23 protein-coding genes are annotated in these 23872 nt (G+C 40.4%); 9 read left to right on the top strand and 14 right to left on the bottom strand.

The features are described 5' to 3' along the window. Positions 1-49 precede the first annotated feature (49 nt). Positions 50-1855 carry an excinuclease ABC subunit UvrC gene (gene uvrC / locus Q0Z55_RS09425; protein ID WP_297427549.1) on the bottom strand — a complete coding sequence of 602 codons (1806 nt, stop codon included), beginning with the start codon at positions 1853-1855 and terminating at the stop codon, positions 50-52. Positions 1856-2005: 150 nt separating this feature from the next. Between uvrC and Q0Z55_RS09420 the strand changes: the two genes are divergently transcribed. Next, positions 2006-3049, top strand: a complete 1044-nt coding sequence (locus Q0Z55_RS09420) for an AAA family ATPase (protein ID WP_297427547.1) — start codon at positions 2006-2008, stop codon at positions 3047-3049. A gap of 42 nt (positions 3050-3091) precedes the next feature. Here Q0Z55_RS09420 and Q0Z55_RS09415 read toward each other — a convergent pair whose 3' ends face one another. Further along, the gene (locus tag Q0Z55_RS09415) at positions 3092-3466 is read right to left on the bottom strand and encodes a lysozyme inhibitor LprI family protein (protein ID WP_297427544.1); all 375 of its coding nucleotides are present in this window, start codon (positions 3464-3466) and stop codon (positions 3092-3094) included. Between the two features lie 436 nt (positions 3467-3902). On the opposite strand from Q0Z55_RS09415, the gene fadB reads away from it, so the two are divergent. From fadB to Q0Z55_RS09400, 3 genes are all read left to right on the top strand, one after another. Next, positions 3903-6056: a fatty acid oxidation complex subunit alpha FadB gene (fadB, locus tag Q0Z55_RS09410; protein WP_297427540.1), complete on the top strand. Its 2154-nt coding sequence runs from the start codon at positions 3903-3905 to the stop codon at positions 6054-6056. Between the two features lie 12 nt (positions 6057-6068). Continuing rightward, entirely contained in the window at positions 6069-7241 is a 1173-nt protein-coding gene (fadA, locus tag Q0Z55_RS09405; protein WP_297427537.1) for an acetyl-CoA C-acyltransferase FadA, read from the top strand. Positions 7242-7425: 184 nt separating this feature from the next. Beyond that, complete coding sequence (locus tag Q0Z55_RS09400) at positions 7426-7989, top strand: hypothetical protein (protein WP_297427534.1); 564 nt, start codon at positions 7426-7428, stop codon at positions 7987-7989. A 51-nt stretch (positions 7990-8040) separates the two neighbouring features. Here the strand turns inward: Q0Z55_RS09400 and Q0Z55_RS09395 are convergent, their stop codons facing one another. The 4 genes from Q0Z55_RS09395 to Q0Z55_RS09380 form a co-directional block, all read right to left on the bottom strand. Continuing rightward, on the bottom strand, positions 8041-9402 hold the full coding sequence (locus tag Q0Z55_RS09395; protein ID WP_297427531.1) for a nucleobase:cation symporter-2 family protein: 1362 nt from the start codon (positions 9400-9402) through the stop codon (positions 8041-8043). A gap of 136 nt (positions 9403-9538) precedes the next feature. Next, on the bottom strand, positions 9539-10891 hold the full coding sequence (locus tag Q0Z55_RS09390; RefSeq protein WP_297427528.1) for an 8-oxoguanine deaminase: 1353 nt from the start codon (positions 10889-10891) through the stop codon (positions 9539-9541). Between the two features lie 47 nt (positions 10892-10938). Continuing rightward, positions 10939-11220 carry a hypothetical protein gene (locus Q0Z55_RS09385; RefSeq protein ID WP_297427526.1) on the bottom strand — a complete coding sequence of 94 codons (282 nt, stop codon included), beginning with the start codon at positions 11218-11220 and terminating at the stop codon, positions 10939-10941. A gap of 77 nt (positions 11221-11297) precedes the next feature. Then, positions 11298-12044, bottom strand: a complete 747-nt coding sequence (locus Q0Z55_RS09380; RefSeq protein WP_297427523.1) for a hypothetical protein — start codon at positions 12042-12044, stop codon at positions 11298-11300. Between the two features lie 165 nt (positions 12045-12209). Between Q0Z55_RS09380 and Q0Z55_RS09375 the strand changes: the two genes are divergently transcribed. The 5 genes from Q0Z55_RS09375 to Q0Z55_RS09355 all read left to right on the top strand — a co-directional run bounded on the left by Q0Z55_RS09375 (position 12210) and on the right by Q0Z55_RS09355 (position 16875). Next, positions 12210-12878: a DsbA family oxidoreductase gene (locus Q0Z55_RS09375; protein WP_297427520.1), complete on the top strand. Its 669-nt coding sequence runs from the start codon at positions 12210-12212 to the stop codon at positions 12876-12878. Between the two features lie 155 nt (positions 12879-13033). Beyond that, complete coding sequence (locus Q0Z55_RS09370; RefSeq protein ID WP_297427516.1) at positions 13034-13279, top strand: hypothetical protein; 246 nt, start codon at positions 13034-13036, stop codon at positions 13277-13279. 385 nt (positions 13280-13664) lie between these two features. Further along, entirely contained in the window at positions 13665-13844 is a 180-nt protein-coding gene (locus Q0Z55_RS09365; protein WP_297427513.1) for a hypothetical protein, read from the top strand. A gap of 9 nt (positions 13845-13853) precedes the next feature. Next, on the top strand, positions 13854-15731 hold the full coding sequence (locus Q0Z55_RS09360; protein WP_297427510.1) for a hypothetical protein: 1878 nt from the start codon (positions 13854-13856) through the stop codon (positions 15729-15731). Between the two features lie 82 nt (positions 15732-15813). Further along, positions 15814-16875 carry a hypothetical protein gene (locus Q0Z55_RS09355; RefSeq protein ID WP_297427507.1) on the top strand — a complete coding sequence of 354 codons (1062 nt, stop codon included), beginning with the start codon at positions 15814-15816 and terminating at the stop codon, positions 16873-16875. A 33-nt stretch (positions 16876-16908) separates the two neighbouring features. Here Q0Z55_RS09355 and Q0Z55_RS09350 read toward each other — a convergent pair whose 3' ends face one another. The 8 genes from Q0Z55_RS09350 to Q0Z55_RS09315 all read right to left on the bottom strand — a co-directional run bounded on the left by Q0Z55_RS09350 (position 16909) and on the right by Q0Z55_RS09315 (position 23793). Then, positions 16909-17190 (bottom strand): hypothetical protein, encoded by a 282-nt coding sequence (locus Q0Z55_RS09350; RefSeq protein ID WP_297427504.1) that lies wholly within the window; start codon positions 17188-17190, stop codon positions 16909-16911. 168 nt (positions 17191-17358) lie between these two features. After that, entirely contained in the window at positions 17359-19278 is a 1920-nt protein-coding gene (gene htpG / locus Q0Z55_RS09345; protein ID WP_297427500.1) for a molecular chaperone HtpG, read from the bottom strand. A gap of 82 nt (positions 19279-19360) precedes the next feature. Next, positions 19361-19699: a hypothetical protein gene (locus Q0Z55_RS09340; protein ID WP_297427497.1), complete on the bottom strand. Its 339-nt coding sequence runs from the start codon at positions 19697-19699 to the stop codon at positions 19361-19363. 135 nt (positions 19700-19834) lie between these two features. Continuing rightward, positions 19835-20422, bottom strand: coding sequence for an OmpW family outer membrane protein (locus tag Q0Z55_RS09335; protein ID WP_297427494.1), 588 nt, complete (start codon positions 20420-20422; stop codon positions 19835-19837). A 213-nt stretch (positions 20423-20635) separates the two neighbouring features. Further along, positions 20636-22000: a Na+/H+ antiporter NhaC family protein gene (locus Q0Z55_RS09330; RefSeq protein ID WP_297427491.1), complete on the bottom strand. Its 1365-nt coding sequence runs from the start codon at positions 21998-22000 to the stop codon at positions 20636-20638. A gap of 152 nt (positions 22001-22152) precedes the next feature. Continuing rightward, positions 22153-22512, bottom strand: a complete 360-nt coding sequence (locus Q0Z55_RS09325; protein WP_297427488.1) for a DNA transfer protein p32 — start codon at positions 22510-22512, stop codon at positions 22153-22155. Between the two features lie 140 nt (positions 22513-22652). After that, on the bottom strand, positions 22653-23204 hold the full coding sequence (locus Q0Z55_RS09320) for a hypothetical protein (RefSeq protein WP_297427485.1): 552 nt from the start codon (positions 23202-23204) through the stop codon (positions 22653-22655). Positions 23205-23334: 130 nt separating this feature from the next. Further along, positions 23335-23793, bottom strand: a complete 459-nt coding sequence (locus tag Q0Z55_RS09315; RefSeq protein ID WP_297427482.1) for a hypothetical protein — start codon at positions 23791-23793, stop codon at positions 23335-23337. Positions 23794-23872 lie beyond the last annotated feature (79 nt).

The following is a 23872-nucleotide window of genomic DNA, read 5'->3' as shown; positions in this document are numbered from 1 at the left end:
GCGCTACAGTGTCACTAGCGGAAATGCGCGGCTACCTACTGAGTCAAGCTTATTCATGTAAGACTTTATAAATGGTACGTGCCAAGACTGCGCCTAAACCTGGCACTAAACTTAAGTCTTTTTCCGAGGCTTTAAGCACGCCTTGAATGCCACCAAAATGGGTCAGTAAATCACGACGCCGCTTTGGTCCTAAACCCGGAATGGCTTCTAAGACCGAAGAGCTGCGGCGTTTATCGCGTTTGGCACGATGTTTGGTAATGGCAAAACGATGTGCTTCATCACGTACCTGCTGAATTAAATGCAAGGCTTTATGATCTTCAGGCAATTGTGCTTTACGCCCATCGGTAAAATGTAAGGTTTCCAAGCCTGGTTTACGCCCCTCACCTTTAGACACGCCCACCAAAAAGGCCTGGTCACTTAAACCTAAATCCTGCATCACTTGCATGGCCATATTCAATTGCCCTTTACCGCCATCAATCAGAAGTACATCGGGTAACATATGTTTGCTGTAACGTCGGGTTAAGGCTTGGCGCATGGCGGCATAATCATCGCCTTCGGTAATATCTTCAATACTAAATTGACGATAATCACGTTTGCGCATCCCCCCACGATCAAACACCACACAAGAGGCAATGGTCGCCTCGCCCATGGTATGCGAGATATCAAAACACTCAATCCGATCTACAGCACGTTGTAACACTTGCTCAAGCTGATGAAAACGCTCATGAAGCTGTAAATGATTGGCAAGCTGTACCTTAATACCATGTTGCACGTTCATTTGTGCCAATTCTTGCCATTCGGCACGGGTTTCACGCACTTTATGTTTAATCTGAATCTTCTTATCAAAATGCTGACTCAAGGCTTGCTCTAACTCTTTTACATCAGGCAACTCAACATTCACTATTAACTCTGAGGGTACTTCATCAGCCACTTGAAAGTAAAAATTGGCCATAAAGTCATTCAGCATTTGTCCTAAATCATCGCCTTGCATATCCGGGAAATAGCTTTTTCCTCCCAGCATTTTACCGTTACGTACATGCATAATCTGCACACAGGTCACCCCAGCTTGATAGGCAATCGCTAAAATATCGGCTTCGCCTTTAATTTTATAAATGGCTTGATTGGCTTGCACATCACGCAATAAGGCTAAACGATCGCGATAAAACACTGCTTTTTCAAACTCTAAGGCTTCGGCGGCGGCTTCCATATTTTGAATCAGTTCTTGATTGAGTTCTTTGGTGTCACCTTGTAAAAAGCGTAACGAGTTGGCTACGTCTTGTTGATACTCTTCAGGCGAAATTAACCCTACGCACGGCGCACTACAGCGTTTAATTTGATACTGCAAACACGGGCGTTTACGTTGGGCAAAATAGCTGTTTTCACATTGGCGTACATTAAACAGTTTTTGTAGGACCAACAAAGTATCTTTGGCATTGACTGCACTTGGATAAGGTCCAAAGAATTTTCCAGCTTGGTGCTTGCCCTTACCACGGCCACTGGCAATTCTTGGATACGGTTTATCGGCTGAAATATAAATATACACATAAGATTTATCATCACGCAGCATAATGTTATACGGCGGACGATGCAGCTTAATTAGATTTTGCTCAAGCAATAAAGCTTCGGTTTCAGAGCGCACCACCAAGGTTTCAATATCGTAAATTCGGCTCACCAACGCTTGCGTTTTAGGATGCTCAATGGTTTTTACAAAATAACTTGAAACACGATTCTTAAGATTTTTGGCTTTACCTACATATAGCAATTCACCATCTTTACCCAACATACGATACACCCCCGGCAAGGTGGTCATATGGGCTAAGATTTTTTCGATATGAGGACGGGCATGTGCGTTCACAATTAACCTATGGCTTGGCAATCTGTATTCTGCATAATGTAATGATCAATTGCTGATTTTCAAGCAGATTAATGTAGCTTGGCAGCCCAAGTGATGTTGATCATGCTGCATTTTTGCTATGCTTAAGTTCTGCTTTAGGGAACTCATGTTATGACGCAATCTTCGCATGCCATGCATATTATTCAGCCTGCTACATCTAGCCATAGCATTTCAGAAAAAGACCGCTTAATTGGTAAACCGCGTTTTCATTTTGAACCAATCCAAGTCATGCAAAAGCTGCGTGAACGCATTATTGGGCAAGATGCAGCACTCAATGAAATTGAAAAAATGTTGCATGTGGTTAAAGCCGATTTCTCTAATCCTGAACGTCCTTTATCAGTCACCCTCATGCTTGGGCCTACAGGGGTGGGGAAAACCGAAACGGTGCGCTTAATTAGCGAGGCGATTTATGGACGTGCCGATGCATTTTGTCGGATTGATATGAACACCCTAGCACAAGAACATTATGCCGCAGCCTTAACCGGTGCGCCGCCGGGTTATGTGGGCTCTAAAGAAGGACATAGTTTATTTGATGAAACTGCTATTGCAGGCAGCCATACCCGCCCGGGGATTATGTTATTTGATGAGCTTGAAAAAGCCTCTAATGAAGTCTTACGCGGCCTAATGAATGTGTTAGATACTGGCAAACTCACCCTCACTGCTGGCACTAAAACTATTGATTTTCGTAATTGCATGATTTTTATGACCAGTAATGTCGGTGCGCAAGCCGCACAGCAATATTTAGATAAACTCAATTTTTTACCTAAAAAAATGCAAGACGTGTGCTTAAAACGTGTCCCTACGCAAACAATTATTGAAAAAGTCATGCGCCGTAAATTCGACCCTGAATTTTTAAACCGGATTGATCGCACTTTGCATTATCAACCTGTACAAGATGATGCACTGCCACGTCTGGTCGAGATTGAACTGACCAAACTCAATCAACGCTTACAGCATCAAAAACGCCAAGTACATTTAACTGATGCCGCCAAAGCTTACTTTTATCAAGATCATGATATTCGTTATGGGGCACGCCATTTAGGCCGTAAAATCCGTACCGAACTTGAACCTGTATTGGCACTTTATTTTTTACAACATCCAGATGTATTTGACTTACATCTTGATTATCAAAATGGTCATTTTCAAGCAACTTAAATAAAAAGACCACCTATGTAAGGTGGTCTTTTTACAATTCAATTAGCGATTTGCTTCTTGTAAGTAATCTTCTAGATCATCAATACGATCTTCAGTTTTCTCGGTTAAACAGCTGTTGATGAGTAATGGATAAATAGAGCCATCTTTATAATTTTGGGCAGCGTATTGGCAATCTTTGTCTTTATAGTTGACCCAAGATTTTTGAATCGCGGTAAATTGTTTACGCTCAGCGCTGCTCAATTTGGCGGTATAGGCTTGATACAGCTTATTGAGCTTTTGATCTGCTTTTTTATATTCTTGTGCGGTACACATATTTAAATCAGTTTGATTTAAATCTCCATCACAATCTGCAAAGCTCATTGAACTGATTAATAGTACTGGCACAATCACTAAAGTTTTACTTATTATGTTTTTCATAAAGTCATCTTCTTTATTCAGCATTAGAGTCAAACATATTAACTGAGTATTCAAAGCTCAATAAAGATGCAACTGATAAAAGAGCAATTACTTTGAGTGTAGATGCTTAATTTTTATAACAAAGCCAAACAAAAAATAAAAACACTTGAAAAAAGTACCATTATTGCTTACACCTAGATAGCTTTATATTCAAAAATTGCAATTGCCAAGTGCTCTTTTTGTGACAGCTAATAATATTGATGTGCAATCGATAAAATTTACCTTAAGCACACTGACCACAAAATAGATGACCCTAGCGTCACGACTAGATACAACTTGTGATGTTTTTTTGACATAAAGTTATCGTAAGATGAGGCAGGTTTCAGGTGCACAGGACTATATGCACCTACTTCATAACATTAACTTAAAAAGTCCTCCAAAATAAAGGAGATCAGGCATGATCCACGCTGGCAATGCCATTACCGTCCAAATGCTAACGGACGGAATTGCAGAATTCCGCTTTGACTTACAAGGTGAGTCGGTCAACAAATTTAACCGTGTAACTATTGATGACTTTCAAGCTGCGATTGACGCTGTAAAAGCCGATCAAAGTGTACAAGGTCTGATTGTAACTTCAGCGAAACCGACCTTTATTGTCGGTGCTGATATTACTGAATTTGGTACCACCTTTGCCGCAGGCGAAGATGCAATTGTGGATTGGGTGTTAGCACTGCATAAAACATTCAATGCATTTGAAGATTTAGACATGCCTAAAGTGGCTGCCATTAATGGTGTGGCCTTAGGTGGTGGTTTTGAAATGTGCTTGGTCTGTGACTATCGTGTCATGTCAGATAAAGCACAAGTGGGCTTACCTGAAGTGAAGCTTGGTTTAATTCCAGGTTTTGGCGGTACAGTGCGTTTAAGCCGTGTGATTGGTGTAGATAACGCCATTGACTGGATTGCCACTTCAGCACCACGCAAAGGCGCAGCAGCACTCAAAGAAGGTGCTGTTGATGCGGTTGTAGCACATGATCAGCTACAAGATGCAGCGCTTGATTTAGTTAAGCAAGCCATCAATGGTCGTTTAGATTGGAAAGCCAAACGCCAAGAAAAATTAGAGCCTGTAAAATTAAATGCAATTGAACAAATCATGGCATTTAATGCAGCCAAAGCTGTGGTGTTTGCAAAAGCCAAACCAAGCCAATACCCTGCTCCAAAATTATTGCTTGATGCTTTAGAAAAAGGCTCAAGCTTAAAGCGTGATGAGGCTTTAACTGAAGAAGCCAAAGCCTTTGCTAAAGCTGCCATCACTGCACAATCAGAAGCGCTGATTGGATTGTTCTTAAATGACCAAGTAGTGAAAAAGACGTCTAAAAAGTATGAAAAAGGCGCTCACCCTGTTAAGCAAGCTGCAGTGATTGGCGCAGGCATCATGGGTGGTGGGATTGCCTTCCAAGCTGCCAGTAAAGGCACGCCAATTATCATGAAAGATATTGGTAATCCACAACTTGCCTTAGGTATGGAAGAAGCAACCAAATTGCTGACCAAGCAAGTTGAACGCAAAAAAATGAAGCCGTTACAAATGGGTGAAACTTTAGCGCGTATCCGTCCAACTTTGGGTTATGACGAATTTAAAGACGTGGATATTGTGATTGAAGCGGTCACAGAAAATCCAAAAATTAAAGATATTGTGTTACGTGAAACAGAAAGCAAAGTTGGGTCAAATACCATCATTGCTTCAAACACTTCAACCATCTCTATTACTCGCTTAGCCGAAGGTCTTGAACGTCCTGAAAACTTTGTCGGTATGCACTTCTTTAACCCAGTGCCACTCATGCCGTTGGTTGAAGTCATTCGTGGTGAAAAAACTTCACCTGAAGCGATTGCGACCACTGTTGTTTTGGCACAAAAAATGGGTAAAACCCCAATTGTAGTGAATGACTGCCCGGGCTTTTTAGTCAATCGTGTGTTATTCCCGTATTTTGGTGCATTTGACCAATTGGTACGTGATGGCGCAGATTTCCAGCAAATCGACAAAGTGATGCACAACTTTGGTTGGCCAATGGGTCCTGCTTACCTGATGGACGTTGTCGGTATTGATACCGGCGTACATGGTGCAGAAGTGATGGCCGAAGGTTTCCCTGATCGTATGAAACCTGATTTTACTGGTTCGATTGAGTTGTTGTATAAAGCCAATCGTTTAGGTCAAAAGAATGATGTTGGTTTTTATAAGTATGAACTTGATAAAAAAGGTAAAAAAGCCAAAACCGTTGACCCAACTGCATACGATATCATTGCACCAAGTGTGGCTGCTGAAAAACGTGAATTTGATGAACATGAAATCATTGATCGTATGATGGTCACCTTCTGTAACGAAACTGTGCGCTGCCTAGAAGACAATATTGTGGCAACCCCTGCCGAAGCAGACATGGCGATGATTATGGGTGTGGGCTTCCCTGCATTCCGTGGTGGTCCATGCCGTTACATCGACCAGCTCGGTGTTGCAGAATACGTGGCGCTATGTGATAAATATGCACACTTAGGTAAGGGCTATGAAGCCCCACAAATGCTGCGTGATATGGCAGCCAATAACAAGAAATTTTACGGTTAAGGAGCGACACCAATGGCTACTTTAAATCCTCGTGACGTTGTCATCGTTGATGGCGTTCGTACTGCCATGGGCAAAAGCAAAAACGGCATGTTCCGCAATGTACGCGCAGAGCGTTTATCGGCAGAACTCATTCGTGCCCTCGTTGCTCGTAACCAATTTGACGTCAACGAAGTTGAAGACGTGATTTGGGGCTGTGTAGGCCAAACCCTCGAGCAAGGCTTTAACATTGCCCGTAATGCAGCTTTGCTGGCTGAACTACCAAAAACTGTTGCAGGTCAAACCATCAACCGTTTGTGTGGTTCATCTATGCAAGCGATTCATACCGCAGCGGCGCAAATTGCCACCAATCAAGGTGAAATCTTCATCATTGGCGGTGTTGAGCATATGGGTCATGTACCCATGACGCATGGCATTGATATTAGCCCTGAATCATCAAAATACTTCGCTAAAGCTTCTAATATGATGGGCTTAACTGCCGAACTTTTAGGTCGTCAGTTTAATATTAGCCGTGAAGAACAAGATCAGTTTGGTGTCAATTCTCATCAACGTGCATGGGCTGCCACCCAAGCTGGTCGTTTTGATCGTGAGATTGTGGGTATTGAAGGTCATAATGCCGATGGCTTTAAAATCTTGTGTGATCAAGATGAAGTGATTCGTCCTGATGCCAATATTGAAACCTTCCGTTCGTTACGCCCTGTATTTGATCCGAAAAACGGTACAGTGACTGCAGCAACATCATCTGCTTTGTCCGATGGTGCATCTGCCATGTTATTGATGTCGGCTGAACGCGCTCAAGCTTTAGGCTTAAAACCACGCGCTGTGATTCGCTCGATGGCAGTTGCAGGTTGTGATGCAGCAACCATGGGCTATGGTCCTGTCCCTGCAACGCAAAAAGCCCTTAAACGTGCCGGTTTATCCATCAACGATATTCAAACTGTTGAGCTAAACGAAGCCTTTGCAGCACAAGGTTTATCGGTGCTTAAAGGTTTAGATTTGTATGAAAAGCAAGATATTGTCAATTTAAATGGCGGTGCAATCGCGCTCGGTCACCCATTGGGTTGCTCAGGTGCACGCATCACCACGACTTTACTCAATGTCATGGAACAACAAGATACACAGATTGGTTTAGCCACCATGTGTATTGGTGTAGGTCAAGGTATTGCGACCATTATTGAACGTGTTTAAGTTTTAAAGATCAAAACTCCCTCGCTTTAGGCGGGGGATTTTTTTATATCTAGTTTGTTATAACATTGTTAAATTAGATTAATTTTCACACAAAAATTGCATTTAATCTGAAGCAGTCATCACGTGGTTAAATTTTGGCGTTAATATCACCTTTTGATTTTTTTATCTTTTTAGAGTGACGGTTATGGACGCAATCAAAGCAGTTTTAGCATTTTCTTTAGTCGCAGGCTCAACAGCAGCAATGGCACAAAATACCGCTGTTGCCCCTGTAACCTTAAAGCAAACTGTAACCCAACAATTGCAACACGTTAAAACTGATGCAGCTCAAGCAGGTACTGCGGTGAAAGACGCTGCTGTAAGCACCAAAGATGCTGTTGTGTTGGGCACAATTGCAACTAAAGATGTTGTAGTTGCTAAAACATTAGCAGCAAAAGATGCAGCAATGGTAAAAACTGCTGAAGTTAAAGATGCGACTATAGAAAAAGCGCTTTTCGCTCAGCAAGTTGCTACTGAAAAAACAGTTGCAGCTAAAGAAGCAGTTGTCGCTAAAGTTGATGCAACTACTCAAGCAAAAACTCAAGCAATTGCAACACAAGCGGCTGCTGAAACTGTTGCTCTTGAAGAAAAAGTAACGCTTGAAAAAGCAGAAATTGCAACAGAAGCTGCTGAAAAAACCGCTGACGTAAAAGCTGATGCTGCTGAAGAGAAAAAATCTATTTTTTCTTGGTTTAAAAAGAAATTTGCTTAATTTTAAGCGTTAAAAAGGATGGCTTAAGCCATCCTTTTTTTTATTTATAGATTAATGTTCATGTTTAGCTAAAGCGCCAATTTGTGGCTGATCGGGTAAGATTTTGCGTCCAAAACTTAGATGATTAAATAAAATATTGAGTAAAATTGCCATCACACAGGTAGCACTAATGCCTGAGTGGAACAAGGTTTTAAACCATACTGGAAATTGTGCATAAAATGAATGATCAATAATAGGAATCATACCTGCAGCCAAAGAGGTTGCGACAATAATCAGGTTTTTTTGCTGGCTATAATCGAGCTTGGCTAAAGTACGAATACCACTTGCTGCGACCACCCCAAATAAAACCAAACCAGCACCGCCTAAGACAGGGGTTGGAATTGCGGCAATTAAACGCCCCATAATTGGGAGTAAACCTAAAAATACCAAAATTAAACCGCCCGCTGCCACCACAAAACGACTTTTTACCCCTGTAATGGCGACTAAACCTACATTTTGTGCGAAGGCACTTTGCATAAAAGTACCAAAAAATGGCGCAATCGCAGACGATAACATATCGGCACGTAAACCATCGGCAATACGTTTATCATCAACCTCTGTGCCCACAATCTCACCTACAGCAATAATATCTGCAGTGGTTTCAGTTAAGGTTACAATCATGACAATAGTCATAGCTAAAATCGCTGATAAATGAAAGGTTGGCATACCAAAACCTAAAAACTCAGGCACAGCAAACCAAGCCCCATCACCCACTTTAGAAAAATCACCAAAGCCTAAGACATAAGCCAACATACTGCCAATCACAATGGCCAGTAAAATCCCTGTACGACGAACAGACTCCGAACCAAAACGACTAAGTAACAATAAAATACCCAAAGTCATGGCCGCCAAACCAATATTTTGCAATGAGCCCCAATCAGGTGCATTGCTATTACCGCCCATCGTCCAACGTACTGCTACAGGCAGCAGCGATAAACCAATAATGGTGATGACACAGCCTGTGACTACAGGTGGAAAAAAGCGAATAATTTTGGCAAAAAATGGTGCAATCAATAAACCAATAATGGAAGATGCAAGCACTGCGCCTAAAATGGCATTAAAGCCGCCGCCTGTGGTGGCAATCCCAATCATGGTGGCAACACCAGCAAAAGAAACTCCCTGCACTAACGGTAACTGCGCGCCAAAGTACTTGATACCAAGTGTTTGTAACAAAGTGGCTAAACCACCTACAAACAATGAGGCAGTAATTAATAACCCAATTTGTGCACCCGTTAAACCTGCTGCAATCCCGACAATTAAAGGTGGCGCGACAATACCACCATACATGGTCAAAACGTGCTGTAGGCCATACGTCAAACTGGTGCCCACGCCCAAAAACTCATGTTCGGGGGAAATATTTTTAGAATTATTCATATTTTGCCCTGATCCTTATCTCATTATGTTGCATGTTGCTTTGCGCAACTGACTTAATAAGCAAAAGAGCAAGATATATGCCATTTTATACGCTAGAACACATCTAACCGATCAAAGTGAAGTTGAACACATCGGTTTAAGCCTTCATCAACGCTGTGGCAGCACGGCGATGTTGGTATTTGAGTTTTTCAAGATCAAGACCTTGAATCTGACCCTCTCGTACACGCCACTGCCCTGCGACCATCACAGCATCCGCACGATCTGCACCACAGAGTAACAAAGCAGCAATTGGGTCATGGCTGCCAGAAAACTTCAGCTCATCCAAACGGTAACAGGCCAAATCGGCTTGATAACCCACTTGAATTTGACCTAAATCTTGCGAGCGACCTAAAATTTCTGCCGAACCTGTGGTTGCAAAACCCAGCGCCAGTTGTGGGGTAATTTTTTCTGCACCATATTTTAGCCGTTGTAAATACAACGCTTGGCGTGCTTCTAAGATTAAGTTGGAAGCATCACCTGAGGCTGAACCATCTACACCTAAGCCAATTTTGGCACCAGCGTCTATTAAATCTAAGCTTGGGCAGATGCCAGAAGCCAGACGCATATTAGAGTGTGGGCAATGACAAATCCCCACTTCAGCTTGTCCCAAACGGGAAATTTCTTGTGCATTAAAATGAATCCCATGCGCTAACCAAGTGCGTTTTTGCAGCCAACCCACATCTTCTAAGTAATCTACAGTACGCATGCCAAAGCGCTGTAAACAAAATTGCTCTTCGTCTAAGGTCTCGGCTAAATGGGTATGTAGTCGTACATCTAAGCTTTGTGCCATACTTGCACTTTCACGCATAATGTCACGCGTCACCGAAAAAGGCGAACACGGTGCAAGTGCAATATTCACCATCGCCCCCGCTCCGCGTTGATGATAACGCTCAACCAAACGTTGGCTGTCGTCTAAAATCACCTGCATTTGTTGCACTGTATGCTGTGGCGGTAAACCACCTTCATTTTGCCCCAAACTCATTGACCCACGAGTCAGCATCACGCGTAAACCTAAAGCCTGTGCTGCGTCCACTTGAATATCAATCGCATCATGCAATTGCGCCGGAAATAAATAATGATGGTCAGCGGCAAAGGTACAGCCCGAGAGTAATAATTCTGCTAAAGCCACTTGAGTCGCTACATGCAATTGTTCAGGGGTTAAACGTGCCCATACTGGATATAAGTTTTGTAACCACGGAAAAAGTGGTGCATTGACCACAGGCGCCCACGCACGGGTGAGGGTTTGATAAAAATGGTGATGGCTGTTGATCAGCCCCGGGGTAATCACCCAATCTTTGGCATCAATCACCGCATCACAAGCTTGACTTGGCACTTGCCCGCGTCCAAGTACTTCTACAATCTGTGTACCTTCAATCACAATGCCTTGACTGGCGTCTAGGTCATTTGCGCTAAATACAGCTAAGGGCTGTTTAATCCAAAGTCGTTGCATATTGGCTGACTAAATTTAAAATTAGCCTATATGCAAAAGCCAGACCACTAAACAATATATTGGCTAAATTGGGCTTTAAGCCAAGTTAAATATGCCTCTTTTTGCATAAATTCAGGCGCTTGGCGCAAATTCAGTCGTACTTTTTGTTGCTGATAATGCAACACCATTTGTAGGGTATCGTGTTGATCATCAACCACATCAAAATATTTGGCCAAGAAAAAACGTTGTTTGCCCCATTCATTTAAACGCTCAAGTTTAGGATGTTGGGAGCTTTGCATAAACTCCATATAATGCTGTTCAAAATCAGGGAAATCTACTGCTATATACATAGGATTTGCCTTATGGTGATGAGGTTTTATTTGAGTCTAAACACAAGATTTGACACTTTGCTGACAATAGAAAATCGTTACAATTTTGCCTCTAGCGCAGCTTTATGACCCTGTTTGATTTTCTCAATTTTTCCATTTAATTCAATCACCTCTTGATACAAACGATTAAAATCCTTTAAAGGTTGGTCTTGATAAAAGAAAAATTGTCCATCTTTAGCCTGCCATTGATGCGCTTTTAAAATATCAAACAGCGCTTCAGCTTTGACTAAAATTTGTTGTTCTAATTCAAACACTGCATACATATCTTGATCTTGTTGAGATTTTAAACTCTCAACTAAGGTCTGTTTTAAACGAGTTTGAATATTTAAATGTTCAGCTTCAGCCAATCCTTGGGCATAGCGTTGTTCATTTTGGCTTTGATACTGCACTGCTAAACTACGTGCATTGACTAACATACTTTGAGTTTGTGAATAGTTTTGCTTTTTATCTTGATCTAAGCGTTTAACCTGTAAAAATTGATCCCAAGCAATGCTTTTTAATTCACGTAAATACACATTACGTGCCTCGGCATTGTCTTTTAAATAACTTAAGAGAAAATCAGCCATTACCCGATAATCGCCTTGTAAACGTGAATCTTGAGTGGTCAATTGAATCGCGTTTTGCCAATCTTGAGCTTCTTCATATAACTGTTCGGTTTTTTCATATAAAACGGTTTGATATTGATGCAACTGCGCCACATCTTGCTGCTGTTGTCGATATTGATAAAACAAAGCAGCAAAGATCAGCACCGTCACCGTACTGACAATGATTACAACGCGACGCATGGTCTACTCCTCAGCTCTGCTTCATTGACTTTTAGCATACACATTTTGCTGCATTTTCATACAACAATGCCTTAAATATCTGCTGAACGGCTTTTTTGTGGGACTTAAACTTTAAATTTAATGCTTCAGCCTCATGTATGCTCTAAACACAATTTGAGAAAGTCCATGCGCGTAGATATTTGGTCAGATGTAGTATGTCCGTTTTGCTATATTGGCAAAAAACGTTTAGAAGCGGTTGCCAAAGAAGCTGAAATTGAGCTTGAAATCCATTGGCATAGCTATCAATTAGACCCAGAAGCACCGCAAAGCCAAAGTATTTCTAATACTGAGCGCTTGGCGCAAAAATATGGTCGCACGTTGGCTGAAGTCGAAGAAATGCAACGTAATATTGCCGATATGGCCAAAGCCGAAGGCATTGAGTTTAATTGGAAACATGCCAATTCAGGCAACACCTTTAATGCCCATCGTTTAATTCATTTGGCACAAAGCAAAGGTTTAGGCAACGAAGCGCAAGAAGCATTATTTTATAGCTATATGACCCAAGGTCTAAAAATTGGCGAACGTGAAACTTTAGAAGACGTGGCTGCACGTATTGGCTTAAATCCTGTGGAAGTCGATGACTTACTCGATGGTAATGAGTTTGCAGATTTTGTGGAATTTGACCAAGAAGTCGCTCGCGAACAACTCAAAGTCACCGGTGTGCCGTTCTTTGTGTTTGACCAACGTATCGCCCTTGCTGGTGCTCAACCCCGTGATGTGTTCTTAAAAGTGTTAGAAAAAGCGCAACAAGCACCTGAGCCACAAACGGCCAACACCAATCAGCAAGACAGCTAATCAATAAATTTGAGAAAAAATTACAATCCCCAAGCTTCGGCTGGGGATTTTCATTTATTTACAAAAACCACCGTGCTTTTTACACACATCTTTTAAAATCCCTTTAGGCTAGTTTATGTACATTTTTAATCATAATGCTAAAACTAGAGGTATCTATGACCAACAATAACGATGTAAATACTTTATTTGACCAAGACCCAAACAAGGAACCTGAAAACAAAGCACAAGACAGCAGTTGCCCAATTAAAAAATCACGTTTTTCTCCGGCAGCAAAAGGTGCATTGATTGGTGCAGTCGCTGGCAGTGTTTTACCGGTGTTTGGTACCATCAGTGGCGCGATTTTAGGTGCTATTGGCGGTAAAGTGTATGAAAAAAAATGCCTTAACAAACCTAAAGCCTAATTTTTAAAATCCTATTGGAGCTTGTGTCCCAAGCTCCGTCACACTTTAGTACTTTTAAGCGTTGCGTTATTGTTTTACTGATCATCAAACTGGCGATCACACCGCCTTCTTGACTGAAAATGTCATGTGTATTTTTGATCTACATACACTAATTGAAGTGCTTTGATTTAAAAGCCTAAAATGGCACACTATTGAAGAAAAGTGCTATGTAATTAAATTTTAAACTGTTTTTTATGACTCAGATTAAACTGTAATATTCTTGCTTTGAACCCATTTTAATGACTATGTGTATAATAAAGATGCACATTTACTCACCTTTTTTGGGGTTAAAACTCTATAATCCTAAGACTGACAATAATTTATTTTGCTATTTTAAATTTGCCTTATGAATGAATTAGAAGCACTACTGCAAGGTCAAATTGCGCCTCAAGCCATTTCTTTAGAGCAATTGGTCCAACTGGCCTTACAATATCCAGACCCAACCACTGCTGAATATGCAGTAATTGATTTAGCAACCAATGTATTGCTCGCCAGTTACCTCAACCAAGCGCAAGAATATCTTTAGAGAAGCCCAATGAAGCCCTTAGATAAAGCATTATTAACGCAAGAATTGTCACAGCTTATTGCAAGTTTGCAAGATGGCGATTTATCTTATTTTGATCATGCTCGCGCTAAGCAACGTATTTTAGCTATCCAATATTTATGCTCTTCCTTATTACATCAGCAAAATTCCCAGCACAACAAAAATCAGTTAGAACCCCTGCTACAAGCACAGGACTTTGTTTATAACTGTCATTATTCTGATTTTTGCTGTGGCATATTCACTCAAGATCAAGAATTAGAACAGGTTCTATACCAACAACCACAATCTACTTGGGCACTGCTGTATGAACCTCAAGAAGGTTGGCAAATTTGGCTGCTGCAAATGCCGAATCAAAAACTGCTGATTAGTGAAAATGGTGAGCTTGAAGAAGTATATGCTTGGCTTGTGGCTCAACAGTTAAAGTATCAATGTTTTACTCTAAACGAGCCTGAACAGACCCACGTGCACCCACTCACCACACAAAAAACAATTCCTCAAGCCGTTCATACTCATCAAGCGGCCAACCCTGCACGGCTAGATGATGCGATTAGCACGAAACTTGATGCGACCTATCAAGCACATATGCATAACATTGAAAAAGCCTTACATATTCCAGTCAGCCATTTTCCTGATTTATTAGAAGAAAAAACGACTCAGCAAATTCAAAGAAGAGTATTACAAGAAACGCGTTTTGATTCAGGTACAACGCCACAACCCATTTCTACCCGACGCTTACGTAAACAAGAAATTGATATTAGTGCAGGACTATCTTTTGATTTAGGTTTAGAACCCCTGCAATTAGACAGCGATCAACCTATAAAGATTCCCCCTTTGTTCACTGCGCCCGAACCCACATTGCCACATCCTTATCAAGAACCGAGCTTTGATTTAATTGATTTTAATACGGCACAAATTAAGCCTGACAATATTGTAAACTCTGCACTAATACAGCCACTTACCCACACTGTAGATCATGCTTTGCCTATTGAATCAAGCTCACTAAAACAAACAAAATCGGCTGTAAATATTTTTGCCACTCAGCCAAGCTTAGATCAGCTAAAACCTCTAGCCTCTGCTGTGACAGCTGAGCAAAATGCTGAATCAGAGCTGCCAGCAAATTTGGCACAGAAAATGATTCTTTCTGCCAAACATAGCAAAAAACCACAGACGCGACCTAACCTATTACTCAATGGCCATAGCTGTCAGGTGATTGCTCTACTGTTTGAAGCTGCACAAGAAAAACAACTTTATCGTTTAAGTCCAGAAAAGATCAGCTGTGACCACGTTGATCTTTTGTTGCACTATACAGATATTGAACATGTATTTGAGCGACCTATTTATCTAGCCGAGCAAACAGATAACCAAGGACGCTTTGTCAAATATTTGGCCTTATTTGGCGCAGTGGGTGAATTACAAGCGATTCGTTTAGCCCATATCTTTAGCCACGCCCAAGACTATAAACTTGCTGCTGTGAGCAGTATTAATTGGGCAAGCTTAGAGAAAAATCTTTTTGATCTAGATGCTTTATTTAATACCTATCAAGCGTTAGCCACCTTGATTTGGGACAACAATCACTACTATCCATTTATCCCTGCGCATTTTCTACAAACACAAAAATTTATTCAATTTGTGGAAACGCCAGCGCATGTCAACACGCCTTTATTATTATTAAAAGAGCGGCAAAAAATTCGTGTTATTCACGGCGATCAGCGTTTAGGTTTATATAGCAATGAAACTGCATATCCTTATCTATTATTGGATCGTCAGCAAGGCATTAGCTGGCAGATGATTCAAGAAGTGATTCAACGCCTACCACAACCGATTGATCCGATTACTTTATATAAGGCAATTTGCACAGAAGCTTCTTAAATTGCTGTAATTTTGTAGCAACAGCTTGCTTTTGGTCGTGCTAATTTCAGACACTGTTTAAAAATAAGTGTAAATCATCAGCATGATTAAAAAAATAATACTCTGTAGCAGCCTCTTGGTATTCACTCACGGCGTTTATGCACAACAGCAAGAGACGTCTCAAGGTTTGTTGTATAAAATTCCACGCATGATTGATGCCACACCAACCCTATTGCCGCAGCAATCTAATCATCCAATTGTGCCAAGTACTCAAATCACAGAAGATCGAACTTGGATTGATCAACAACAAAAAGGTGTACGTCATTGGGTAGATGGCACAGCGCATAAAATTGATGACTGGTTTGGTGTAACCGACCCGAATAAACCCGCTTCGGCCACCTTACGAATTTTGCTCGATAACAAATGGGATGATTATGACGGCTATGAAATTCGACCTCGTGTACGTGGCAAAATCAAATTACCGACTTTAGAGAAACGTTTAAGCTTGGTTTTTGGTGATGACAGCTTGGACGATCAGCTTGACAATCAAGTGACCATTACCAATGAAAATCCTAGCCTTGCTGAAGATAAAAATTATGACCGTGAACGTACCCGTGAAGACAACAGCTCTATTGCGCTAAGATGGAGTAATTTTTCTAAAAAATATGATTTTGAAACTGATGCAGATGTTGGTATTCGCTCAGGTGACGACGTATATTTGCGCTTAAAAGCGGAAAAAGATTGGCAACTACAACATGATTTTGCATTCCATGCCGAGCAAATTTATCGTTATGGAAGCGACAGCGAAAATTATTTACGCACCAATTTAGAATTGGTACATCAGCGTAAAAACGAAGCTTCACTTTCTAATCAATTTGCTTTGGTTTATGCAGATACTTCAGAAGATGATTTAAATTGGTCAAATTATACCTTTAGACAACATCAATTTTTCCAAGGCAATCGTTTTAACTATGGTGTGTATAGCGGGGGTTATTACAACGATAATCAACTGCGCTTAGATAGTTGGGGGCCTTTTATCTCTTGGCGACAACCTGTGTTACGCGAATGGTTTTTCGTACAAACCGATCTTAATTACTTTAATCAAGATCGTGAAGATCAAGACCATCATGTCAGTGCCTTGCTGCGTTTAGAAGCCTTATTTTAGACATTAAAAAGCCCATAAATATGGGCTTTAATTTTAAGATTTTACATGACGCACAACACTGACACGGTCATTACGTTGCTCGCGTAATACGTCTTTATACTGTGAAAACTTATTAATGTCTGTGGTTACAAGTTTTTTAAGTTTCATACGATCATTACGCTGAATCACACGCTCTACGTCTAAGCTGTTAGCTGTTGTCGCAGCAGTGCTCACTTGAACACGATCATTACACTGCTCCATATACGTAACACTGGCCATGCCCTGTGTACTTAAACCAAGCATACCTAAAGCAATTAAACTCAATAGCGATTTCATAACTATTTCACCTGATGACTTATTGATTGGTATTATAGATCAATTTAAAAAAAACAATTCTTTTTTTAGATCAAAAATCAAAGGGATTTTTTAATCTTGATTATCGTTTTTTTGCATGCTACACCCATAAAAAAAGCTCCCCTCAGGGAGCTTTTTTTATCATTTTGCTTAAGCCAATAATAAGTTATTAATACGTTTTACATATTCAGCAGGGTCTTCAGGTAAACCACCTTCGGCAATTACAGCTTGGTCAAAAATTACGTTAGCAAGGTCATCAAATTGGCTTGAGCCTTGTAGTTTCTTCACCAATGGATGGCTTGGGTTGATTTCTAAGATTGGTTTACTCTCTGGAACTGCTTGACCTGCATCTTTGAGCATACGCAACAATTGTGGTGACAATTGACCTTCAGGCGTGACTAAACATGCTGGTGAGTCGACTAAACGTGTGGTCACGCGCACTTCTTGCGTTTTATCTTTAAGTGAACTACTCAGTTGCTCAACCACAGGTTTAAATTCTTCGGCAGCTTGCTCAAGTGCTTGCTTTTCTTCAGCATCTTGTAAATCACCTAAGTCGACTGCACCTTTAGCCACATTTTGCAGGGCTGTACCATCAAACTCATGTACAAACTCCATTGCCCACTCATCTACACGCTCGGTCATGAGTAAGACTTCAATGTCTTTTTTCTTAAACAATTCAAGTTGTGGTGAGTTTTTCGCAGCATTTAGGCTCTCTGCAGTCACGTAGTAAATGGCTTTTTGGCCCTCTTTCATACGTGCTTTATAGTCGCTTAATGAAGTGCTCACGTCGTCATTGTTAGAAGTAGCAAAACGCAATAGTTTTAAGATACGCTCGCGATTGGCAACATCTTCACCTAAACCTTCTTTTAATACAGATGCAAATTCACGATAGAAGGTTTTAAAGTTGTCTTGATCTTTTTCATCTTCAGATTTTGCTAAGCCATCCAGCATAGTTAAAATACGACGTGCATTACCTTCACGAATGGTTTTAACATCACGGCTTTCTTGTAACAGTTCACGACTTACATTCAGCGGTAAATCCGCACTATCGACAATCCCTTGCACAAAGCGTAGGTAGTTTGGAATCAGGTTATCTGCATCGTCCATGATAAAGACGCGTTTTACATATAACTTAATGCCGGCTTTGGCTTCACGGGTAAAGATATTGCTTGGCGCTTTGCTTGGAATATACAACAGTTGCGTATATTCAGTGCTACCTTCAACGCGGTTATGCGCCCACGCCAATGGATTGGCAAAATCATGGGTTAAATTTTTATAAAACTCTTGGTATTGCTCTTCAGTGACTTCGCTTTTATTACGTGTCCAAAGTGCGCTGGCTGAGTTAATCGCCTCCCATTCATCAGTCGTGACATACTGGCCTGGTTTGGCTTCTTCACCTTCTGCCGCTTCTTCTTGTTGCCACACTTGTTTTGGCATTTCAATTGGCAAACTAATATGGTCTGAGTATTTATTAATAATTTGTTTAACTTTAAAGCGGTTTAAATACTCTGTAGCATCTTCACGTAAATGTAAGATGATGTCGGTACCGCGGCTTGGCTTGTCAATGGTTTCTGTTTCAAACTCACCTGTACCTTGGCTGACCCAACGTACACCTTGACTAGCATCGACCCCTGCACGGCGTGATTCTACGGTAATTTTATCGGCTACAATAAAACCTGAGTAAAAACCTACCCCAAATTGACCAATCAATTGTGCATCGGCTTTTTGGTCACCACTTAATTTAGACATAAAGTCTTTGGTGCCCGATTTGGCAATGGTGCCTAAATGCTCAATCGCTTCAGCTTCGGTTAAACCAATACCGTTATCTGAAATAATAATACGTTTATTTTCTTCATCCAAAGTCACACGTACATGTAACTCTGGGTCATTTTCATAATATTCAGGATGGTTAATACCTTCAAAACGTAATTTGTCACAGGCATCGGAAGCGTTAGAAATCAGCTCACGCAAGAAAATTTCAGGATTAGAATATAAAGAATGCGTCACCAAGTGTAGCAATTGGGCAACTTCAGCTTGGAAACTATGTTTTTGTGCGTTTGCTTCGCTCATTGGTCATTCCTCGAATTATAGATGCAATATCTATTGGAGTGACCTTAAAGTTTTTCAATAGTAAAACTTGAAAATTTTTAATTTAAAATGTTTGCGCTTTATAAATACGATTTAAATGTAAATCAATTTTTTGCTGACGCATTTTATATACATCGACTAAACAATTAAGATGATCTTGGCATTGATCCCGTAACTGTAGCCATTTGATTTGCTCTTCTTGAATCATAGAACGGGTTTCTATGGGTACAAGTTTACGTAAAATCGTATAGCTGGTTGCCATTTTAACATCGGCATCATTAATCACACGATGCTCACAGACCGCTTTTTCGGTTGGGGTTTGTGCGCGTTCACAGTTAAAGCTTGCAGCCTTGGTTTGTAAGGTAAAGCATCCCATCAATACTAAAAAAACCCATATTTTCATGATGTCAATCGTCTGTATTTTTTTTGATTTTACGTGATTGACCTACGTGGATGTAGTCAAATTTTGTGAACAATAGTGCGACAATCCATAAAAAAAGCCTCCAAAACGGAGGCTTTTTTTAGTTAAAACTACATATTAGAATTTGTAGCTATAACCTAATGTATATACGATTGGGTCAATATTTAGATCGAATTTACCACCGCCAACATCGTCATGTAATGTGACTTCAGGGCTAATGTCTGCATAACGTACGTCTGCATATACACCCCAATTTTTCGCATCGGCTGGTTGGAAATTAAAACCAATTTGACCTGCCACACCAAATGCTTCTTTCACATCTTTAGCAGCGCCTTCTTCATCCCATGCGATGAATGCTGTACCACCTAGACCAACATATGGTGTAAAGCGTGTTGAGTTTTTAAAGTTGTATTTTGCTGTTAATGTTGGTGGCAAATGCTTAATCTTTGCAACTTTATCGCCATCTAACAACACATCATGATTAAACGGTGTTGCAAGTAATAATTCTGCTGAGAAGTTATCGTTAAAGAAATATTCAACCGATGGTGTAAAGCCGAGTTCGCTATCTGCTTTAACCACGCCTAATGTTGTACGTGTATCGCTTGATGGCGCAAGTGCAGATGCACCCACTTTAACTTGCCATTCGCCTGCCATCGCTGAAGCAGACATCCCCAATAATGAAACTAATGCAATTTGTTTTAACATGAATTCTTTCTCTTTGACTCATTTATTGGGCTATTAAACCTAGAGTTTATTTAAGATGCAACAGGGATAATTTATGTTTCGTTCAAATTATTTATAAATAATTGATTATTAATATTTTTTATTTTAAACCAAGCAACTTAGTCAATTTTAAAACTGTGACCAAGTTGCTTGTATTTTAAACTTAAAATCTGAGTGTTTTTATCAGATTTAGATTTAAAGCACCATGGCTGCAATCCAACCAAATACCATTAATGGGATATTAAAATGGATAAAGGTTGGAATTACACTGTCTTTCATATGGTCATGTTGGCCATCCATATTTAAGCCAGAAGTGGGTCCTAAAGTAGAATCCGATGCAGGCGAACCGGCATCACCAAGCGCTGCGGCTGTACCAATAATGGCAATCGTGGCTGCTGGGCTAAAGCCAAACTGCAAGCAAAGCGGTACATAAATAATGGCAAGAATTGGCACAGTCGAGAATGATGAACCAATACCTAAAGTGATTAATAAACCAATCAGTAGCATCCAAAATGCAGCTAAACCCTGGCTATTGCCAATCCACTGTACTGAAGCTTCAACCAATGCAGGTACTTGGTTGGTGGCTTCAATCACCGAGGCAAAACCTTGCGCAGAAATCATAATAAAGCCGACCAATGCCATCATACGCATACCGCTAATAATCACGTCGTCAGCTTCTTTCCACTTAAAGATTCTAGCACAGCTTAAAATTGCTACACCTACCAAACCGGCCAAGATCATCGAATCTGAATACAATTGCACTGCAAGGGTTGCAATCACTGCAAAGCCTGCCATGTACATAGTAAATGCTGCAATTTTGGGTGCACCGTTGGCATCTGTATCAATCTGTTGAGCAATGCTGGCTGAAGCTTCAACATGCACATCTTTATATTGGCGTTTTTTACGATAACTAAAGAAAATTGCAATCAACAAGCCCACTAACATTCCCAATACAGGAATGGCCATAGCAGATGGAATTTGATCGTAGCTAATTTTAAAACCGTATGGCTCACCAAAGTTATTGATATTACTGCCTAAAATATCATTTAAGAAGATCGCACCAAACCCAACCGGTACCAACATATAAGTTGCCACCAAACCAAAGGTTAATAAGCAGGCAATTAGACGACGGTCAAGCTGTAAGTGATTAAAAACACTTAGTAATGGTGGAATGAGTACTGGGATAAATGCAATGTGTACGGGTAACACGTTTTGCGAACACACCGCTGCAAGTGCAATGGTAAAAAATAAAATCATTTTTACTTTTTGTTGTGCTTTAGCATTGGCATCGCCTTTAAGTGCTTTAATCAGCTTATAAGCCAAAAGATCAGGTAAACCTGAACGGGCTAAAGCCAAGGCAAAGGCACCAAGTACACCATAAGCTAAGGCAATTTGTGCACCGCCACCTAGACCATCATTAAAAGCATCAAGCGTACCTTGCAGTCCTAAGCCTGCGAGTAAACCACCTGTTACAGCACCAATAATCAGTGCAAATACTACGGGAACACGAGCTAATGAGAGGCCAAACATCACCCCGATAGCAGCAAGAATCGCGAACATAAGAAAAGGGAGGGAGTAATTAAAAAGCTATTTTATCAGAGTTTGCAAAAAAGAGCTGTTTGATAAGACAAGGGGTCATTTAGCTTAAAATTAAATGAATCACAGCGCTCAAAAAAAAGCATCCTAATGATGCTTTTTTTAAACTTAATCAATTAACGATTTTTTTGTTCAAGCGCAGCACCGGCACCACCACCTAATGCGCCACCTATGGCTGCACCGGCATTACCACCAAAAACGCTTTTACCTACTGCTGAACCAATTGCACCGCCCACACCACTATAAGTTGCATTACGGTTAGAACCACCTTGGGTCTTGCTACCAACTGCAGCACCTGCACCACCACCTACAGCAGAACCTAAACCACCACCGACGCTATTTCCAAGGCCACCACCCACTGCACCACCTAAAGCAGCTGCGCCAATGCGTTGTTCATTGGCACTCATACTTTCACAACCGGTTAAAGTAAACATGGCTAAAGTAGCTGCTGCTGTTAATCCAAGTAATTTTTTCATCTTGATCATCCTAATACAAAGCTTTTCAGTTTAGTTTAAAACCTATTGTAAGACGAATACGCGTTAAACTGTTAAAACCTGCTTCATAATTGCTGTAATGATGTAAATGCCTAGTCTAAAGCACTTAAGCTTAGCTGTTTTTAATTGCTCTGTTCTAAAATTACCACATCACTGGTCACCACGCCATTTTCAGAATCAACTTTATGCGTGATTTGTTGTGTGCCCTTTGGGTCTTTAGTTTGATCAAGTTGTAATTGACGTTTTACAGGTTGAGCTTCACCACGACGAAATTCCATGCCCGCAGCATCAATATGTTTGGTTTCTGAGAGCAACTGCCCTTCTTGACTTAAGCGTTTGGTTTCTTCAATTTTAAAGGTCGGTACAATCATACTGCCACGACGAATTACAGGTGGCGCCATCGTCGCATCAGAAAAATTCATATCTTTATCGGCCATATAAATTTCTTTAGCCACAATATCTTTGCCTTTGTTGGTCACTTCAAACACGGTGGCTTCTGTGGTACGTACAGGTTCTTGCCCTTCAATTTTACGAATGACTTGGGTTTTGACTACAGGCACCACTGCGCTGTCAGGCACAGTAATACTGGTTGGCATAGGTTTGGTATCGGCTGCCATGGTATGTGTTGCAATTAAGCTTATTGCTACAGTTAAAAGTTTTGCTTGAATTTTCATGTATTGCCCCATTAATTGGTTAATTTTTTAAAAGTTTTTATGATGTGTACTTTTACTATAAGTAAATTTTAAATTTACGCCAAGCACTAATCTTAAAATTAAAAAAGACGCCATAAAAGCGTCTTTTAGATTATTGAAATGGGTTTTGTGAGATTTTAACTTTTACAGGTGCTTTACCTTTACGCACTTCTTGACCACGTGAACATAAATATTCAAACACCATTTTTTCACCTTTGGCTTTAGGTGCTAAATAAATTTTTTCCAAATTCTGCATGACAGAGGGTTCATAATCGATATAAATACGATTAATATTTTCATCATATTTGATTAGTGGATTATCCATTTGTGTCACATAAATCATGCGACACTCTTGTTCTTCTTTAAACGCCATATGTTTAATCAAATAACGTAACGGTAAAAGAATTTCAGCCAATAATTCTTTTTCTTCATCATTCAATTTTTGAGGATTAAGAAGTTTTACATGTGCTACAAGTTGTTTTAGATGCGTTGTGACTTTTGATTCAATTTCTAAAATTTCAGCTTGATAGTTTTGCCACTTTTGTTCAGCTTCAGGATTTTTTTCAAGCAAAGATGGGCGAATTCAAACATGAGGTGCGACAGTTTGAAAAGTCTTATGATAATCAACAAGCTGAGCAAATTTCTCTAAT

Source organism: uncultured Acinetobacter sp. (assembly GCF_947626835.1).
Lineage (GTDB): Bacteria > Pseudomonadota > Gammaproteobacteria > Pseudomonadales > Moraxellaceae > Acinetobacter.
The sequence above is the reverse complement of the archived record's forward strand: the minus strand, read 5'-3'. Positions and strand labels throughout refer to the sequence as shown.

Bases quoted from the DNA above. Each gene is read 5' to 3' on its own strand.
- Q0Z55_RS09370 (WP_297427516.1), top strand. From the start codon at position 13,034: ATGACCAACAATAACGATGTAAATACTTTATTTGACCAAGACCCAAAC.
- Q0Z55_RS09325 (WP_297427488.1), bottom strand. From the start codon at position 22,512: ATGAAAAAATTACTTGGATTAACAGCAGCAGCTACTTTAGCCATGTTT.
- Q0Z55_RS09375 (WP_297427520.1), top strand. From the start codon at position 12,210: ATGCGCGTAGATATTTGGTCAGATGTAGTATGTCCGTTTTGCTATATT.
- Q0Z55_RS09335 (WP_297427494.1), bottom strand. From the start codon at position 20,422: ATGTTAAAACAAATTGCATTAGTTTCATTATTGGGGATGTCTGCTTCA.
- Q0Z55_RS09320 (WP_297427485.1), bottom strand. From the start codon at position 23,204: ATGAAAATTCAAGCAAAACTTTTAACTGTAGCAATAAGCTTAATTGCA.
- fadA (WP_297427537.1), top strand. From the start codon at position 6,069: ATGGCTACTTTAAATCCTCGTGACGTTGTCATCGTTGATGGCGTTCGT.
- fadB (WP_297427540.1), top strand. From the start codon at position 3,903: ATGATCCACGCTGGCAATGCCATTACCGTCCAAATGCTAACGGACGGA.
- Q0Z55_RS09415 (WP_297427544.1), bottom strand. From the start codon at position 3,466: ATGAAAAACATAATAAGTAAAACTTTAGTGATTGTGCCAGTACTATTA.
- Q0Z55_RS09395 (WP_297427531.1), bottom strand. From the start codon at position 9,402: ATGAATAATTCTAAAAATATTTCCCCCGAACATGAGTTTTTGGGCGTG.
- htpG (WP_297427500.1), bottom strand. From the start codon at position 19,278: ATGAGCGAAGCAAACGCACAAAAACATAGTTTCCAAGCTGAAGTTGCC.
- Q0Z55_RS09400 (WP_297427534.1), top strand. From the start codon at position 7,426: ATGGACGCAATCAAAGCAGTTTTAGCATTTTCTTTAGTCGCAGGCTCA.
- Q0Z55_RS09380 (WP_297427523.1), bottom strand. From the start codon at position 12,044: ATGCGTCGCGTTGTAATCATTGTCAGTACGGTGACGGTGCTGATCTTT.
- Q0Z55_RS09390 (WP_297427528.1), bottom strand. From the start codon at position 10,891: ATGCAACGACTTTGGATTAAACAGCCCTTAGCTGTATTTAGCGCAAAT.
- Q0Z55_RS09365 (WP_297427513.1), top strand. From the start codon at position 13,665: ATGAATGAATTAGAAGCACTACTGCAAGGTCAAATTGCGCCTCAAGCC.
- Q0Z55_RS09360 (WP_297427510.1), top strand. From the start codon at position 13,854: ATGAAGCCCTTAGATAAAGCATTATTAACGCAAGAATTGTCACAGCTT.
- Q0Z55_RS09350 (WP_297427504.1), bottom strand. From the start codon at position 17,190: ATGAAATCGCTATTGAGTTTAATTGCTTTAGGTATGCTTGGTTTAAGT.
- Q0Z55_RS09330 (WP_297427491.1), bottom strand. From the start codon at position 22,000: ATGTTCGCGATTCTTGCTGCTATCGGGGTGATGTTTGGCCTCTCATTA.
- Q0Z55_RS09355 (WP_297427507.1), top strand. From the start codon at position 15,814: ATGATTAAAAAAATAATACTCTGTAGCAGCCTCTTGGTATTCACTCAC.
- Q0Z55_RS09385 (WP_297427526.1), bottom strand. From the start codon at position 11,220: ATGTATATAGCAGTAGATTTCCCTGATTTTGAACAGCATTATATGGAG.
- Q0Z55_RS09420 (WP_297427547.1), top strand. From the start codon at position 2,006: ATGACGCAATCTTCGCATGCCATGCATATTATTCAGCCTGCTACATCT.
- Q0Z55_RS09340 (WP_297427497.1), bottom strand. From the start codon at position 19,699: ATGAAAATATGGGTTTTTTTAGTATTGATGGGATGCTTTACCTTACAA.